Source organism: Saccharopolyspora gloriosae (assembly GCF_014203325.1).
Classification (GTDB): Bacteria; Actinomycetota; Actinomycetes; order Mycobacteriales; family Pseudonocardiaceae; genus Saccharopolyspora_C; species Saccharopolyspora_C gloriosae.
In genome coordinates this window covers 3,883,900-3,898,426 of the sequence record NZ_JACHIV010000001.1, presented here as the reverse complement: position 1 = coordinate 3,898,426, position 14,527 = coordinate 3,883,900, and the positions used below count along the sequence as shown (strand labels likewise).

Genomic DNA, 14,527 nt, shown 5'->3' with positions numbered 1-14,527 from the left:
GATGACGGCACCAGTGTAACTGAAGATGGAAATCATTTTCAGAAAGGTTGCAGGTGTGCTCCGTCGAGCGGTGGCTTTTCCCGTGTCGCGCCGGATCACGCGCCCGGCGGCATCACGTGACCCGATCGGGTCCCGTCCAGTGGGAGATCACCACAGGTGGATCTTCGCGGCCTACGCTCCCGCTCGGAGGTGCCACCATGTCGCAGCCCGCGCTCCCGCTGATCGACCTGTCCCGGTTCCGCGACCCCCGCGAACGCGAGGCGCTGCTGGCGGAGCTACGCCACGCCGCGCACGACGTCGGGTTCTTCTACGTGGTGGGCCACGGCGTGCCCGACGAGCTCATGCGCGGGATCTTCACCGCGACCCGCCGGTTCTTCGCGTTGCCGCTGGAGCAGCGCAGGGAGATCGAGAACGTGCGCTCGCCGCAGTTCCGCGGCTACACCGCCACCGGCCGCGAACTCACCGGCGGCGCCCCGGACCAGCGGGAGCAGCTCGACATCGGCCCGGAGCGCGACGCGGTGCCGACCGGGCCCGGAGATCCGGCGTGGCGGCGGCTGATCGGCCCGAACCAGTGGCCGGCGGCGCTGCCGGAGCTGCGCGAGACCACGTTGGCCTGGCAGGCGGAGGTGCTGCGGGTGAGCCGCGAGGTGCTGCGCGCGCTGGCCGCCTCCCTCGGGCAGGCCGAGGACCACTTCGACGCGTGGTTCGACGAGGAGGCGAGCACCCACCTCAAGCTGATCCACTACCCGGGCACCGCGGATTCCGAACAGGGCGTCGGAGCGCACAAGGACTACGGCTACCTGGCGCTGCTGCACCAGGACTCGATCGCCGGGCTCCAGGTGCAGGACGACGAGGGCGGCTGGATCGACGCTGATCCGGTGCCGGGCGCGTTCGTCGTCAACATCGGGGAGATGCTGGAGATCGCCACCGGCGGCTACCTCACCGCGACCCGGCACCGCGTGCGCAGTCCCGCCGCCGGGGTGGACCGCTACTCGGTGCCGTTCTTCCTGGCGCCGCGCCTGGACGCCGTCGTGGAACCGCTGGAACTGCCACCCGAACTCGCCGCCGAGGCGCGCGGGGTCAGCGCGGACGCGGACAACCCGCTGCTTGCGGCGTTCGGGGAGAACGCGGTGCTCGGCTGGGTGCGCTCGCACCCGGAGGTGGCGCGGCGCTGGTGGTCCGACGTGCTCGACGCGCAGGAGGTGCGCTGACCGTGACCGATCGACGCTGGTCCTTCGAAACCCGGCAGGTGCACGCCGGCTCCGCACCGGACGCGACGACCGGGGCGCGCGCGACCCCGATCTACCAGACGAGCTCGTTCGTCTTCGACGACGCCGAGCACGCCGCCGCCGCGTTCGCCCTGCAGGACCTGGACACCTACGCCTACAGCAGGTTGTCGAACCCGACGACGTCGGTCGTCGAGCAGCGCATCGCCGACCTGGAGAACGCGCTGGGCGCGGTCGCGGTGGCCAGCGGCCAGGCCGCTTCGACGCTGGCGCTGCTGGCGATCGCGAAGGCCGGAGATCACGTGGTGGCGTCCTCGGCGCTCTACGGCGGCACCTACAACCTGTTCGCCCACACCCTCGCCGACCTCGGCATCACCGTCGATTTCGTCGCCGACCCCGACGACCTCGACCAGTGGCGCGCGGCGCTGCGCCCCCGGACCAGGGCGTTGTACGCGGAGACCATCGCGAACCCGAGCGGCGGCGTGCTCGACGTCGAAGGCGTCGCCTCCGTCGCGCACACCGCGGGCGTCCCGCTGATCGTGGACAACACCGTGGCCACCCCGTACCTGTGCCGCCCGCTCGACCACGGAGCGGACGTCGTGGTGCACTCGACGACGAAGTTCCTCTCCGGCCACGGCACCGGGATCGGCGGCATCATCGTCGACAGCGGCCGGTTCGACTACGCCGCCGAGCCGGAGCGCTGGCCGCAGCTGACCCGCCCCGATCCGAGCTACCACGGCCTGATCTTCGACGCCGAATTCGGCGAACTCGCCTACCTGATGCGGGTCCGCACGAGGCTGGTGCGCGACCTGGGCCCGGCGGTGTCCCCGTTCAACAGCTTCCTGCTGCTGCAAGGAATCGAGACGCTGTCGCTGCGAATGACCCGCCACACCGCGAACGCGCGCGCCGTCGCGAACTGGCTCGAAGACCAGCCCGGCGTGACGCGAGTCCACTACGCGGGCCTCCCGTCGAGCCCGTGGCACGCCTCGGCGAAGCGCTACCTCACCGAAGGCGCCGGCGCGGTCCTCGCCTTCGACCTCGCCGGGGGAGTGGCCGCCGGCCGCCGTTTCGTCGACGCCCTGACCCTGTTCAGCCACCTGGCCAACATCGGCGACGTCCGCAGCCTCGTCATCCACCCCGCCTCCACCACCCACGCCCAACTCCCCGAACCCGACCAACGCGCAGCGGGAGTGACACCTGGTCTGATCCGCCTGTCGGTGGGCCTGGAGGACGTGCAGGACCTGCTCGCGGACCTGGCGGTGGGGCTGGCAGCAGCGGAGTCGAGTGAAGCGGCGGACGTGGCCGAATAGCTGTATCACCATCAAGATTGGTTTCAACGCGAGCGGCGGATTCCGCTGCCGAAGAGTCGGATAAGGGGAGGGGCGCGCGGTACCTCCGCCTGGTGTGCGGGTCGGTTGAAGGGTGCCTTCCGGGTATTGACGAATGGGGAATTCGTACCCATGTAGCCCTTTCCGTGGCGTGGTCCTGACTGGGAGTGTCAGATGCGCGGCCTGCAGCCGGGCCGCCAGGGAGGCCGCCTCATGCGTGCGCAGGACTGGGAACCAGCCGGCTCGTCTCGATCACGGTCACCGCGGGCACCTTCCTCGGCCGTCGGCCAGATGCAGGTCCACCCGGCCGCTCCCCTGACCCAGCACGAGATCCTGCACCTGCAGCGCACCGTCGGCAACGCTTGTGTGGCCCACCTGCTCGAAGCCCAGCGACGACAACCAGATTCGTGTGAGCACGGGATCGAACACGGTCGGTCGGTCCAGCGTGTGGTACCCATGAAGTTGAAGGTCCTCTCCTCCATGGAGAACCTCGAAAAGGACCCCGGTATGCATGACCAGGTGTTCAGCGAGCGCGAGCGGATGCAGTCACTGAGCTCGCCCAAACAGCCTCGGCACCCGGTCGGGTTCGATCAGGAGACACAGGAGTACCACTTCGATCAGGAAACCGAGGTCCGACGCGACGATCGGTATGGGGCAGTCCCGGCATACACGCAGCATTCCGGGGCGCTCATCGGGCAGGACGGCCAGCAAGCATCCCGTGTACCCGGCAACGCGGCGCTGCAATCCGGGAATTTCCAGCACGTCACCGGGAGGAATTCGCACAGCCTCACCGGGGCCCCTGAGTCGGGAAACCACCCGCTCCGAGCTGATGACGGCGGCCTGACCACCGCTTCGTACATGAACGCGCAGAACCTGATGCATGATTTCGGTGGGAAGAACCGGCCGGGTATGGGAAGTGCCCTGCTGATCGGCGATCATGTGATCCCGCACAGCAGTATGAAGTGGAAGAGCGGGGACCCTAACCTGCACGGCGTCGTGCGGCAGGTCATGGACAACGCGCCTGAGAACCTGCGTAGTCGGCCACAGCACGGCAAGTGCGCCGAGGTCGGCGCAATCTCGGACTATCTGCACAACAACGACCGACGGAACACCTGGACGGTCGAGGAGGCCAAGCGCCACTTCGAACGGGTCGGAGCGGCGACGACGGCGCACAGGCCGGGCAAGAAGAGCGGTGAGCCGGCAGGCAAGCCCGCCGACGCCTGCCCCAGTTGCCAGTACTTGACCGGGAAACTGGGCATCTCTTGGTACACCCGCGAGGTGTGGGAGGCCGTGTAAAGGGTTTTGCGGGCTCGGTTGTGAAACAGAGATCGGCGGCCGGCTCGTCTTGCTGGGACGCCGTCGCCCTACGCACGTACTGTCGCGATGGTTTCGGATGTGTCGCCGAGGCTGGTGAACAGCGCAGTGGCGTCGTTGACGAATTGGTCGCTGCGGCGGACGTTCAGGTTCGTGTGTCGGGGCGGTCGAGGCGCAGAACGTCGGATCGGTCGGCGAGCAGCTGCTCGTGCTCGGTGATCGCTGCGGCATCCGAGTTCCCGCGCCAATGGGCGAGGTTGTCGCGGGTGGTCCGGGTGCGTGGATGGTCGGGGCCGAGCAGGCGGTGGCGGTCGGCGAGGAGCCGTTCGTATTCGGTGATGGCTCCGGCGATGTCTCCCGATTCGCCTCGCCAATGGGCCAAATTGCCTCGTGCGGTCAGGGTGCGGGGATGGTCGGGCCCCTGTATGCGGGACCGGTCGGTGAGCAGTTGTTCGTATTCGGTGATGGCCTCGGTGACGTCGCCGGCCTCGCCCTTCCAGTTCGCCAGGTTGCTGCGTGCGGTCAGGGTGTGGGGATGGTCGGGGCCCAGCACTTCGAGCATCGCGGTGAGCAGCAGCTGGCAGTCACTGATCGCCCCGGTGACGTCTCCTGCACGGCCCTTCCAGTTGGCCAGGTTGTTGCGTGCGGTCAGCGTACGGGGGTGATCGGGCCCCAAGACCTCGGTCTGGTCGGTGAGCAGTTGCTCGTATTCGGTGATCGCCCCGGCGGCGTCGCCTGCCTCGCCTCGCCAATGCGCCAGGTTGTTGCGGGTGGCCAGGGTGTCCGGATGGTCGTGCCCTAGCGCGTGGGTCCGGTCGGTGAGCAGTTGCTCGTATTCGGCGATCGCTCCGGCGGCATCCCCGGCCTCGCCGCGCCAGAGCGCCAGGTTGCTGCGTGCGGTCAACGAGTGGGGGTGCCTGGGCCCCAGTGCGTGGCACCGGTCGGTGAGCAGTTGCTCGAATTCCTCGATCGCCCCGGCGACATCTCCCGATCTGCCTCGCCACAGGGCCAGGTTGCTCCGGGTGGCCAGGGTGGCGAGGTGGTCGGGGCCGAGCACGCGAGATCGATCGTCGAGCAGCTCGCTCAACTCGGTGATCGCACCGCTGACGTCTCCGGCCTCGCCCTGCCAATCGGCCAGGTCGCCACGCGCGGCCAGGGCGTCGAGGTGGTCGGGGCCGAGGAGTCGGCTGGTGTGGTCGTAGAGGTGGCGGAAGTAGTTGACGGCTTCGGCGGCGAGTCCGGCCTCGCCCCTGCTCGCGCCCGCGCGGAAGAGCACCCGATGGCAGCGAGGATTCCAGAGGTGGTCGTGGGCGTTGATGCGCAACGTGTCGGTGTTGGTCCGCAGGATCTGCCCGTATCCGGCGTCGTGCTCGATCTCCGGCCACGTCTCGGTGAGCGCGTCGGCCGCGGCGCGGGCCACTTCCGCGAGGTGCTGTTCGGTGAGCTGGTCGCGGGTGGCGCGTTGGACGAGGGCGTGCGCCCGCACGCTGCGGTGCGGGTCGTCGGGATCGACGGTGGCCAGGCTCAGGCGGTTCAAGGAATGCGCTGCGTCCCGCACGTCGTCGGCCCGCACCGGACTCGTCCGGCCGGACCTCGCGGTGATGTAGGCCAACGCAGCGGGAGAGGTCAGTACGGCGTCGGGGATGCCGTTGGAGTCGAGCACGGCGGCGATTTCCAGCAGCGGACGTGCCAGTCCGGACGGCGCGAGCTGGTCGGCGAGCTCCACGGACAACGACCACGTGGTCGCGAGGGTGGTGCGGTGCGCGTCCGGCAGGCTTTCAGACTCGGGCACCAACTCGTGCAGGCGGCGCCGATCGGCGAATCGCCGCAGGTATGCCGAGCAGGTCAGATCCCGATCGTTGAGGTAGGCGGCGGCCTGGGCCAACGCCAGCGGAAGAAACCCGAGCGATTCGGCCAGTTCTTCGGCTCCTGCGGCGGAAGCCGACCGGTCGGCGAGCTTCGCGTGCAGGTAGGCGGTCGATTCAGCCGGGGTGAACAAGCCGACTTCGATGCGCCGTCCGAGCTGCGTGAGGGCGGAGTCCTGACGACGGGTGGTCACGAGCACTTGCCCGGTCGGCTGCTGCGGTGGCCACAGCTCGTTGAGGTCCCGCGGGTTCTGGACGTCGTCCAGGACGAGCAGCCACCGGCGGTCGGTCGTTTCCAGCCATTCCAGGAAGCGCCTGCTCGCTTCCTCATCGTCGCGCTCCGCGGTGTTGGTGTTCTGCCCGACTTTGAGCGCGGCGGCGGCATAGCCCGACACGATCGCCTCACGTGAGCCCGCAGTGATCCACGCCAGCAGATCGACCTCGCGGTCGCCCCAGCGCTGTCGAGCGTATTCGGCCGCGAGCTGGGTCTTGCCCACACCGCCGAGCCCTGCGAGGACGTGGCTCAGCGGGGTGGTGCCGCCCGTGCCCGTGGCTTCGGTCAGCATGGCGCTGAGATCGCGTTGCTGGAAGCAGTTCGCGCGCGGTGGCATCACCCCGACCCGGCACGGCCATTCCAGCCGCTGACCGTGATGGTGATGCTGATGCACTCCGCTCTGGTAGATGTCGCCGTGGACGACTCCGACCTGGAGGGCGTTCTCGACAGTGCCGCTGATGTCGTTGCGGACGTTCTCCGTCTCGGACATGCGCCTCAGTGTGCCGAACCTGCAATGCCACCAACCGCGAATCACTCGAAAAGATCAGTTGTGGCGACCCGGCGGAGAATGCGTCGGTGTGGAGTGGCATGAGCGGCGGTATTCGGTTGCACGTTGCCGATTCCGCTTCCGGAAGTGCGGGATCAACCCCGCTCGCCGACGATCCTCGCCGCCGTGTCGCCGAGGCTGGTGAACAGGGCTGTGGCGTCGTCCACGAGGTGGTCGCGGGTGACGGGGACGCGGCCGTCGAGCCAGCTCATGAGGAGTTCGCTGAAGCCGCCGACGAGGACGGCGGCGGTGATGCCGACGACGGGGTCTCCGGGGGCGCCGCGTGTGGCGTCGGCTTCGACGTAGCGGGCGATGAGGTGGCCGGTTTCGATGCGGCGGCGGTTGAGGGCCTCGTTGCCGAGCGCTTCCACGTAGAGGACGCGGGCGCGGCGGTGGTCTTCGGCGACGAAGCGGGTCGTGGAGTCGACGACGGCGCGGACCCGCTCGTGCGGTTCGTTCCCGGCGGCTTCGGCGGCGGCGCGGACTTCGGTGTGCAGGTCGTCGATGAGGCGGTCGTAGAGGGCGATGACCAGGGCGTTGAGGTCGGGGAAGCTCTCGTAGAAGTAGCGCGGGTTCAGCCGGGCGTGCTGGCAGACCGCGCGCACCGAGGTACCGGTCCAGCCTTCGGTGCCGAGCAGGTCGAGGGCGGCGTCGAGCAGCAGCGCTCGCCGCTCCGCGACTCGGTCCGCGGGCGGTTTTCCGGCCCAGCGGCCGGGTTTGCCGGGTTCATCGGTGGTGGACAACGGTGCTCACCCTACTTCGCGGCGGTCGCCCCGCCGTGCACGGCGGCGGCGTCGAGGGCCGTGGGTGTCCGCGAGTGATCGGGTATTGGCAACGGGTGTTGCCATGTCCTATATTTGGACACAGGCGTTGCCAAAATAAAGGGCCGACGTTTTCGACCGCACGGCAAGGAAAATCCGCTCCGGCCGCCTGGTCGAGCAGCCCGCACGCTCCCGGCTCATGTCAAAGGAGACCCGCCGATGCCTGAGCGCACCGTCGCCGTCAACGGCGTCGAGCTGCACGTCGTGGAGGAGGGAGCCGGCCCGCCGGTGATCTTCGCGCACGGCTTCCCGGAACTCGCCTACTCGTGGCGCCACCAGCTGCCCGCCATCGCCGCCGCCGGATACCGCGCGGTGGCGCCGGACCAGCGCGGATACGGCCGCTCCGGCAAGCCGGAGGACATCGCCGCCTACGACATCCGGCACCTCGCCGACGACCTCATCGCGCTGCTCGACGACCTCGGGGAGCAGCGGGCCGTGTTCGTCGGCCACGACTGGGGATCGATGGTGGTGTGGCAGACGGCGCTGCTGCACCCGGAGCGCGTCGCCGGGGTGTGCGGCATGAGCGTGCCGTTCTCGCCGCGACCGCCGCGCCCGCCGACCGAACTGTGGCGGGAGGCGTTCCGGGGCAAGTTCTTCTACATCCTGCACTTCCAGGAACCCGGCGTGGCCGACGCCGAGTTGGCCGCCGACCCGGCGAGCACGATGCGCAGGCTGCTCTCCGGCGTCCGCGTCGAGCCGGGCGCGGAAAGCGGGATGGTATCCGCGGCCGACGGGCGCGGGTTCATCGAGCGCTCCCCGGAACCCGCCGGGCTGCCCGCCTGGTTGAGTCAGGCCGAACTGGACCACTACGCGGCGGAGTTCGCCCGCACCGGGTTCACCGGAGGCCTGAACTGGTACCGCAACTTCGACCGCAACTGGGAGATCACTCCCGAGCTGGCGGGAGCGAAGGTGCGGGTGCCGAGCGCGTTCATCGGCGGCGCGCTCGATCCGGTGCTCGTCGGCGCACCACCGTCTACTCAGGACGGATGGCTCACCCGGCATCAGGGCGACGTGCTGGTGCCGGACGCGGGGCACTGGGTGCAGCAGGAGAAGCCGGATGAGGTGAACGCGGCGCTGCTGGCGTTCCTCGACTTCGTCGCAGAGCAGGAGCGCGCGTGAAACCCATGAACTTCGGCGTTTTCTACGCCCCCTTCCACCCGACCGGCCAAGACCCGACGCTGGCCCTGGAGTACGACCTGCGGCGCGTCGAAGCGCTCGACGAGTACGGGTTCGACGAGGCGTGGTTCGGCGAACACCACTCCGGCGGCTACGAGATCATCGGCTCCCCGGAGATCTTCATCGCCGCCGCCGCGCAGCGCACCCTGCACATCAAGCTCGGCACCGGTGTGGTGTCGCTGCCGTACCACCACCCGTGGCTGTTGGCGGACCGGCTGGTGCTGCTGGACCACCTCACCCGCGGTCGGCTCATCTTCGGTGCCGGGCCCGGCGCGCTGCCCACCGACGCCGCCATCCTCGGCATCGACCCCGTCGAGCAGCGCCGCATGATGGCCGAGTCGCTGGAGGCGATCCTCGCGCTGTTCACCGAGGACGGGCCGGTCACCCGCCGCACCGACTGGTTCGAGATGAACGAGGCGCGGCTCCAGCTGCGCCCGTACTCGTGGCCGCATCCGGAGGTCGCGGTGGCGGCGATGGTCTCGCCGTCCGGGCCGCGGCTGGCCGGGCTGCACGGCGCCTCGCTGTTGTCGCTGTCGATGTCCGCGCTCGCCGACGGGTTCGCCGCGATCGGGCGAGCCTGGGGCGTCGTCGAGGAGGAGGCGGCGAAGGCCGGTCGTCCCGCGCCGGACCGGGCGAGCTGGCGAGTCCTGGGAGCGATGCACTTGGCCGAGACCAAGGAGCAGGCCATCGCGGACTGCGCCTACGGATTGCCGGAGTTCGGCGCGTACTTCGGCGGCGGCGCCGGGTTCGTGCCGCTGGCCCAGCAGGTCGACGGCGAGCCGCGGTCCCGTCACGAGTACGCGGCGGCCTACGCGGAATCCGACAGCGTGGTGATCGGCACGCCGGACGACGCCATCGCGCACATCGAGATGCTGCTCGATCAGTCCGGCGGCTTCGGCACGTTCCTGATGCTGGGCCACGACTGGGCGAGCCCCGAGCGCACGCTCAACTCGTACCGGCTGTTCGCTCAGTACGTCCTGCCGCACTTCAAGGGCAGGCTGAGCGCGCCGCGGGCCTCGCACGAGTGGGCCACCGGCAAGCGTGAGGAACTGTTCGGCCGGGCGGGCGAGGCGATCGGCAACGCCATCAAGTCGCACGCCGCCGAGCAGGAGCGCTCCTGATGCGCGCGGCGGTGCTCAACTCGGGCCGCGTGTTCGTCCGCGACGACATCGCCGAACCCCGACCGGGCGCGGGCCAGGTGTTGGTGCGGGTGAAGGCCTGCGGGATCTGCGGATCGGACCTGCACTTCGCCCGGCACGGCGCGGAAATGCTGGCGCTGGGCCGCCAGATGAGCGGACTCCCGTTCCAAGCCGACGAGGTGGACCTGGCCCGCGATGTCCACATGGGACACGAGTTCGCGGCCGAGGTGCTCGAAGTGGGGCCGGACACCGAGACCGACCTGAGCCCGGGCGAGCTCGTGACGTCCTTCCCCCTGCTGCTGGCCGAGAACGGGCCGGCGCCGATCGTGTACTCGAACACGGTGCACGGCGGCTACGGCGAGCGGATGCTGCTGTCGGCGCCACTGGTGCTCCCGGTGCCCAACGGGCTGCCCGCGCACCACGCCGCGCTCACCGAGCCGATGGCCGTCGGGCTGCACGCGGTGAACCTCGCCGCACCCACCGGCGAAGGCGCCGTCGTGCTCGGCTGCGGGCCGGTCGGTCTCGCCGTGATCGCCGCGCTGCGAACCCGAGGCGTCGCGCCGATCGTGGCCGCGGACTTCTCCCCGGCGCGACGCCGGCTCGCCGGACGTCTCGGCGCCCACCACGTCGTCGATCCCGCCGCCGAGACCGGGTGGGCCGCGTGGCGCCGGGTCGGCGGTGATCGGCGGCTCGTCGTGTTCGAGGCGGTCGGCGTGCCCGGCGTGCTCAACGACGTGCTGCGCCACGCGCCGGCCGGGTCCCAGGTCGTCGTGGTGGGCGTGTGCATGGGCGACGACGTGATCAACCCCTACTTCGCCGTCACCAAGCAGCTCGCCGTCCGGTTCGCCTTCGGCTACGAACCCGCGGAGTTCGCGGAGTCGTTGCGGGCGATCGCCGACGGGGACGTCGACGTCGCCCCGCTGGTGACCGCGCGGGTCGGGCTGGACGACGTGCCGTGGGCGTTCGACGCCCTCGGCGATCCCGAAGAACACTGCAAGATCATCGTGGAGCCGTGAAGCAATGACGAACTGGACCGCGCTCGCCACCGACCTGGCGGCGGAATTCGCCGAACGGGCGGCCGAGATCGACCGCACCGGCCGATTTCCGGTCGAGAACCTGGAGCGCCTGCGGGAGACCGGATACCTGACCATCGCGGTGCCCGCGGAGTTCGGCGGTGGCGGCGCGGACCTCGCCACCGTCGCCGAATGCCAGCGGATCCTCGCGGGCGGCTGCGCCTCGACGGCGCTGGCCGCGAACATGCACGTGTTCGGCCTGGGCTCGGCCGCGGAGAGCTGGGCCGCCGGTGATCCCGCCACCGAACCGATCTTCCGGCTCGCCGCGGGCGGCACCATCGTCGGCGGGAGCCTCACCGACGCCGCCACCGGCCTCAACGTGCGCACCTCGTCGACCCCGGCGAAGCGCACCGACGGCGGCTACGTCATCAGCGGGCGCAAATCGTTCTGCTCGCTGGCGCCGGTGCTCGGCTTCTTCTGGGGGACGGCCGCCGACACCGAGACCGGTGAGCTGCTGCTGTTCGGGCTGCGGCGCGACGCTCCGGGCCTGGACTTCGTGGACACCTGGGACACGATGGCGATGCGCGGCACCGGTTCGTGGGACGTCAAGTTCGACGACGTGTTCGTGCCCGACGCCGCCGTGCAGCGCGGTCGCAAGCCCAGCGACCCGGCGGTGTGGGACGAGGTGCAGGAACGGGGATTCGCCTGGTTCGCGTTCACCGTCGCGTCGATCTACCTGGGCGTGGCGCGGGCCGCGGCGCGGTTCGCCTACGACTACGTCACGAACCGGACCGTCACCGGGGCGAGCCTGCCGATGGCGCGCCAGCCCGCCCAGGTGTTCAACGCCAGCCGGATCGAACTGCTGCTGCGACCGGCGGAGGCCCTGGTCTCCGACGGGCTGCGCAGGCGCGCGGCGGGCGAGGTGCTGGCGCCCGCCGACCTCAACACCCTCAAGTACGTGGCCGTGAACGCCGCGGACGAGGCGGTGGACCAGTGCGTGCGGATGGTCGGCGGGCACGGCATCTTCCGGAAGCTGCCGCTGGAGCGGTTCTACCGCGACGTGCGGGCCGGGCAGTTCCACCCGCCGAACAACGACGTGGCGCTGGAGACGATCGGCAAGAGCGCGCTCGGCATCGACCCGCTCGCCGAACCCCGCTGGCCTACGGACTGACCCGGTCGTCGGCGAGCAGCTCCGGAGCGTAGGCCAGCAGCAGCCGCAACGCGCTGATCGGGGCGGCCACCGGGTCGGGCACCGCGACGTCCCTCGCCAGGTGCCCGCCCCGGTAGGTCGGTTCGGAGATCGTGACGTCGGTGAACCAGCGCAGGAAGTCCGCCGGGGGCAGCGGCAGCCCGACCGTTCCGCGCAGCGCCTCGTTCAGCGCGAGCAACGCGGTCTGCGGGTTGCGCAGCAACCACCGGTAGAACTCGGAGAACTCGTAGATCTGCTCGTCCACCCTGCTCGCCACCGCGCCGTGAGCCGCCGCCAAGCGCAGGCCGTGCTCGGTGGAGGCCTGCTCGGCGTTGCCCCACGCCGGGTCGTGCACCCACCGGTCGGTGAGCTCGCCGCGGTGCGAACGGCGCAGGTAGTCCGCCCACAGCTCGGAACCGGGGTTGCCGAAGTCGTCCTCGGAGCGGCCCAGCGCGATGGCCGCGCCGCGCTCGACGCCCTCCAGGATCGCCGCGTCCACGTAGGACACCCAGGTGCCGGGGGCGCCGAAGCCGTTCTCGTCGAAGAACCGGATGACCCCTTCGATGTTGCGCCAGTGCCGGAATCCGGGGATGTACTCGGCGGCGATCTCGTCCTGGATCGCGCGCACGAACACCAGCCGCTCGCTCAGCGGCAACCGCTCCAGCTCCAGCGCCGAGCAGTCCAGCGCCGCCGCGCAGGACCGCCCGTCGCGGACGGGAGCCGCGCTCGCCGGCGGGCAGCCGAGCGCGATCAGGGTGGGCACGAGCAGCAGCAGGGCCGCACCGCGCAGGCGGTCGAGTCGGAGTCGCACCGTGGTTCCTCCCGGAAGGCGGAAATCGATCACGGCCAGTCCAGCAGGCGGGCGGTCGATCACCGCACGGTCGGGGCCGAACCCACCCGATCGGATGATCATGGCGGCCGGAACACGACCTCGGGCGGAGGTCGTAGAGTCGGAGGCATGGTCCAGCACGGGGACCGCTCGGTGATCGCGACGAATCGCCGGGCGCGGCACCACTACACGATCGTCGACACCTACGAGGCCGGACTCGTCCTGGTCGGCACCGAGGTGAAGAGCCTGCGGCTCGGCCGCGCCTCGCTGGCGGAGGCCTTCGCCACCGTCGACGGCGGGGAGGTGTGGCTGCGCAACCTGCACATCGCCGAGTACTGGCACGGCAGCTGGACCAACCACACGCCGCGCCGCACCCGCAAGATGCTGCTGCACGCCAAGGAGATCCGGGCCCTGAACGTGCGCGCCCGGGAGACCGGGTTCGCGCTGGTCCCGCTGTCGATGTACTTCAGCGACGGCTGGGTCAAGGTCGAGCTCGCGCTGGCCCGCGGCAAGAAGAACTGGGACAAGCGCCGCGACATCGCGGCCCGCGACGCCGAACGCGAGATGGCCCGCGGCATCGGCTGGCAGCTCAAGGGCCGCCCGGCCGAGAAGGGCAGGCGCAGACCCCCGGAGGACCCGGTGCTGCGCTACAGCCCGTAGGACCCGCCGGTGGCCACAGCGGTCATCGGTTCGGAACCCCGGCAGCGGCGAAGGTCACCCCGAGCGGTCGGGTTCTCAGCGGCTTCCTCGTGAGGGCACCGATTTCGCTGTGTACGGCATGCATGAGAGATCGATCCCGCACCGAGGAAGCCGCTGAGGTTCCGCTACTCGACCGCCGCGCAAGTCGCTGCGGAGAAGGACGTTCAGTCCTCGTCCGGCTTGGCGTGGTTGGGGACGCCGGGGTTCGGGTCGCGGGACAGGTCGATCAGGGGATCGATGTCGGCGCCCTCGGGGGCGGCGTGGTCGGCGACGCCGGGGTTCGGGTCGCGGGTCGGGTCGATCAACGGGTCGGGCTCGCTCATGCCGTGCCTCCTCTGGTTCCGGTTCCTCAGTGGGTGCCGCCTGGCGGCACGGTGCCCAGGATGCCTGGTCTCGCACCGGGTGTGAGCACCGGGGAGGGCGTCGCGTGCACCCTGGGTGATCAGGTGATGACCTGATCGATCCGCGGCGGGGTCTCCCACTGCTCGCCCGTGAACTCGTCGTGCCGGATGAGCAGCATGGTCGATCGTGTTCTCGTCAGCGGCGAAGCCGTTGACCGGCGTCGCCGCTGAGGTTCCGGTGCTCGCCCCGCTGCGCAGGCCGAGAGCGAAGACGAGCCGTAAGATCAACTGATCGGTTCGGCACGGAAGGAGCCAGGTGTCCGCGGAGGAGTACCTGCCAGCCCTGGAAGAGGAGATGCGCGAACTGGGGCGCCGCACGCGGTTGCGCACCCGCGAGCTCGCCCGCGCCGTGCACCCCCGGCTCGACCCGACCGCCTATCCGCTGGTCGTCCTCCTGTCGAAGGAGGGGGCGATGCGCATGTCGGCCATCGCCGGGGCGCTGTCGCTGGACAAGTCCACCGTGAGCAGGCAGGTCGACGCCGTCGTGCGGATCGGCCTCGCCGAACGGGTGCCCGACCCCAGCGACGCCCGCGCCCGCCTCGTCGTGCTCACCGAGGACGGCCGCGCGAAGGTCGCCGAGCAGCTCGCCGACCAGGCGCGGCGGTGGCGGGAAGCGCTGGGCGGCTGGAACCCCGACGACGTCGCCGAGCTCACCCGCCTCCTGCACCGCCTCGGCGAATCCGACTTGTGATGGGGGGTCGGGGTC

13 protein-coding genes are annotated in these 14,527 nt (G+C 70.3%); 9 read left to right on the top strand and 4 right to left on the bottom strand.

Features of this window, described 5'->3' with window-relative positions:
* The first annotated feature begins 197 nt into the window (after positions 1 to 197).
* The 3 genes from BJ969_RS17180 to BJ969_RS17170 all read left to right on the top strand — a co-directional run bounded on the left by BJ969_RS17180 (position 198) and on the right by BJ969_RS17170 (position 3,850).
* Positions 198 to 1,211 carry an isopenicillin N synthase family dioxygenase gene (locus BJ969_RS17180; protein ID WP_184479916.1) on the top strand — a complete coding sequence of 338 codons (1,014 nt, stop codon included), beginning with the start codon at positions 198 to 200 and terminating at the stop codon, positions 1,209 to 1,211.
* A 2-nt stretch (positions 1,212 to 1,213) separates the two neighbouring features.
* Positions 1,214 to 2,536: an aminotransferase class V-fold PLP-dependent enzyme gene (locus BJ969_RS17175; protein ID WP_184479915.1), complete on the top strand. Its 1,323-nt coding sequence runs from the start codon at positions 1,214 to 1,216 to the stop codon at positions 2,534 to 2,536.
* A gap of 192 nt (positions 2,537 to 2,728) precedes the next feature.
* The gene (locus BJ969_RS17170; protein ID WP_184479914.1) at positions 2,729 to 3,850 is read left to right on the top strand and encodes a YwqJ-related putative deaminase; all 1,122 of its coding nucleotides are present in this window, start codon (positions 2,729 to 2,731) and stop codon (positions 3,848 to 3,850) included.
* Between the two features lie 163 nt (positions 3,851 to 4,013).
* Here BJ969_RS17170 and BJ969_RS17165 read toward each other — a convergent pair whose 3' ends face one another.
* Both BJ969_RS17165 and BJ969_RS17160 read right to left on the bottom strand, forming a co-directional pair.
* Positions 4,014 to 6,542, bottom strand: a complete 2,529-nt coding sequence (locus BJ969_RS17165) for a tetratricopeptide repeat protein (RefSeq protein ID WP_184479913.1) — start codon at positions 6,540 to 6,542, stop codon at positions 4,014 to 4,016.
* A 107-nt stretch (positions 6,543 to 6,649) separates the two neighbouring features.
* Complete coding sequence (locus tag BJ969_RS17160) at positions 6,650 to 7,297, bottom strand: TetR/AcrR family transcriptional regulator (protein ID WP_184479912.1); 648 nt, start codon at positions 7,295 to 7,297, stop codon at positions 6,650 to 6,652.
* Between the two features lie 237 nt (positions 7,298 to 7,534).
* Here BJ969_RS17160 and BJ969_RS17155 point away from each other — a divergent pair, with 237 nt between their 5' ends.
* From BJ969_RS17155 to BJ969_RS17140, 4 genes are read left to right on the top strand one after another with little or no spacing between them, the layout of a single operon-like run.
* Positions 7,535 to 8,494 carry an alpha/beta fold hydrolase gene (locus tag BJ969_RS17155; protein ID WP_184479911.1) on the top strand — a complete coding sequence of 320 codons (960 nt, stop codon included), beginning with the start codon at positions 7,535 to 7,537 and terminating at the stop codon, positions 8,492 to 8,494.
* 5 nt (positions 8,495 to 8,499) lie between these two features.
* Positions 8,500 to 9,672 carry an LLM class flavin-dependent oxidoreductase gene (locus BJ969_RS17150; protein ID WP_184485405.1) on the top strand — a complete coding sequence of 391 codons (1,173 nt, stop codon included), beginning with the start codon at positions 8,500 to 8,502 and terminating at the stop codon, positions 9,670 to 9,672.
* Positions 9,672 to 10,706, top strand: coding sequence for a zinc-binding dehydrogenase (locus tag BJ969_RS17145; protein ID WP_184479910.1), 1,035 nt, complete (start codon positions 9,672 to 9,674; stop codon positions 10,704 to 10,706). Before BJ969_RS17150 ends, BJ969_RS17145 begins: the two co-directional genes overlap by 1 nt.
* 4 nt (positions 10,707 to 10,710) lie before the next feature.
* Complete coding sequence (locus BJ969_RS17140; protein WP_184479909.1) at positions 10,711 to 11,874, top strand: acyl-CoA dehydrogenase family protein; 1,164 nt, start codon at positions 10,711 to 10,713, stop codon at positions 11,872 to 11,874.
* Here BJ969_RS17140 and BJ969_RS17135 read toward each other — a convergent pair.
* The gene (locus BJ969_RS17135; RefSeq protein ID WP_184479908.1) at positions 11,864 to 12,703 is read right to left on the bottom strand and encodes a hypothetical protein; all 840 of its coding nucleotides are present in this window, start codon (positions 12,701 to 12,703) and stop codon (positions 11,864 to 11,866) included. The two genes, BJ969_RS17140 and BJ969_RS17135, sit on opposite strands and share 11 nt — an antisense overlap.
* A gap of 147 nt (positions 12,704 to 12,850) precedes the next feature.
* Here BJ969_RS17135 and smpB point away from each other — a divergent pair, with 147 nt between their 5' ends.
* Positions 12,851 to 13,381, top strand: a complete 531-nt coding sequence (gene smpB, locus BJ969_RS17130; RefSeq protein ID WP_184479907.1) for an SsrA-binding protein SmpB — start codon at positions 12,851 to 12,853, stop codon at positions 13,379 to 13,381.
* 203 nt (positions 13,382 to 13,584) lie between these two features.
* Here smpB and BJ969_RS17125 read toward each other — a convergent pair whose 3' ends face one another.
* Entirely contained in the window at positions 13,585 to 13,743 is a 159-nt protein-coding gene (locus BJ969_RS17125; RefSeq protein WP_184486159.1) for a hypothetical protein, read from the bottom strand.
* A gap of 334 nt (positions 13,744 to 14,077) precedes the next feature.
* Between BJ969_RS17125 and BJ969_RS30180 the strand changes: the two genes are divergently transcribed.
* Complete coding sequence (locus tag BJ969_RS30180) at positions 14,078 to 14,512, top strand: MarR family transcriptional regulator (protein ID WP_221315854.1); 435 nt, start codon at positions 14,078 to 14,080, stop codon at positions 14,510 to 14,512.
* Positions 14,513 to 14,527: the final 15 nt, after the last annotated feature.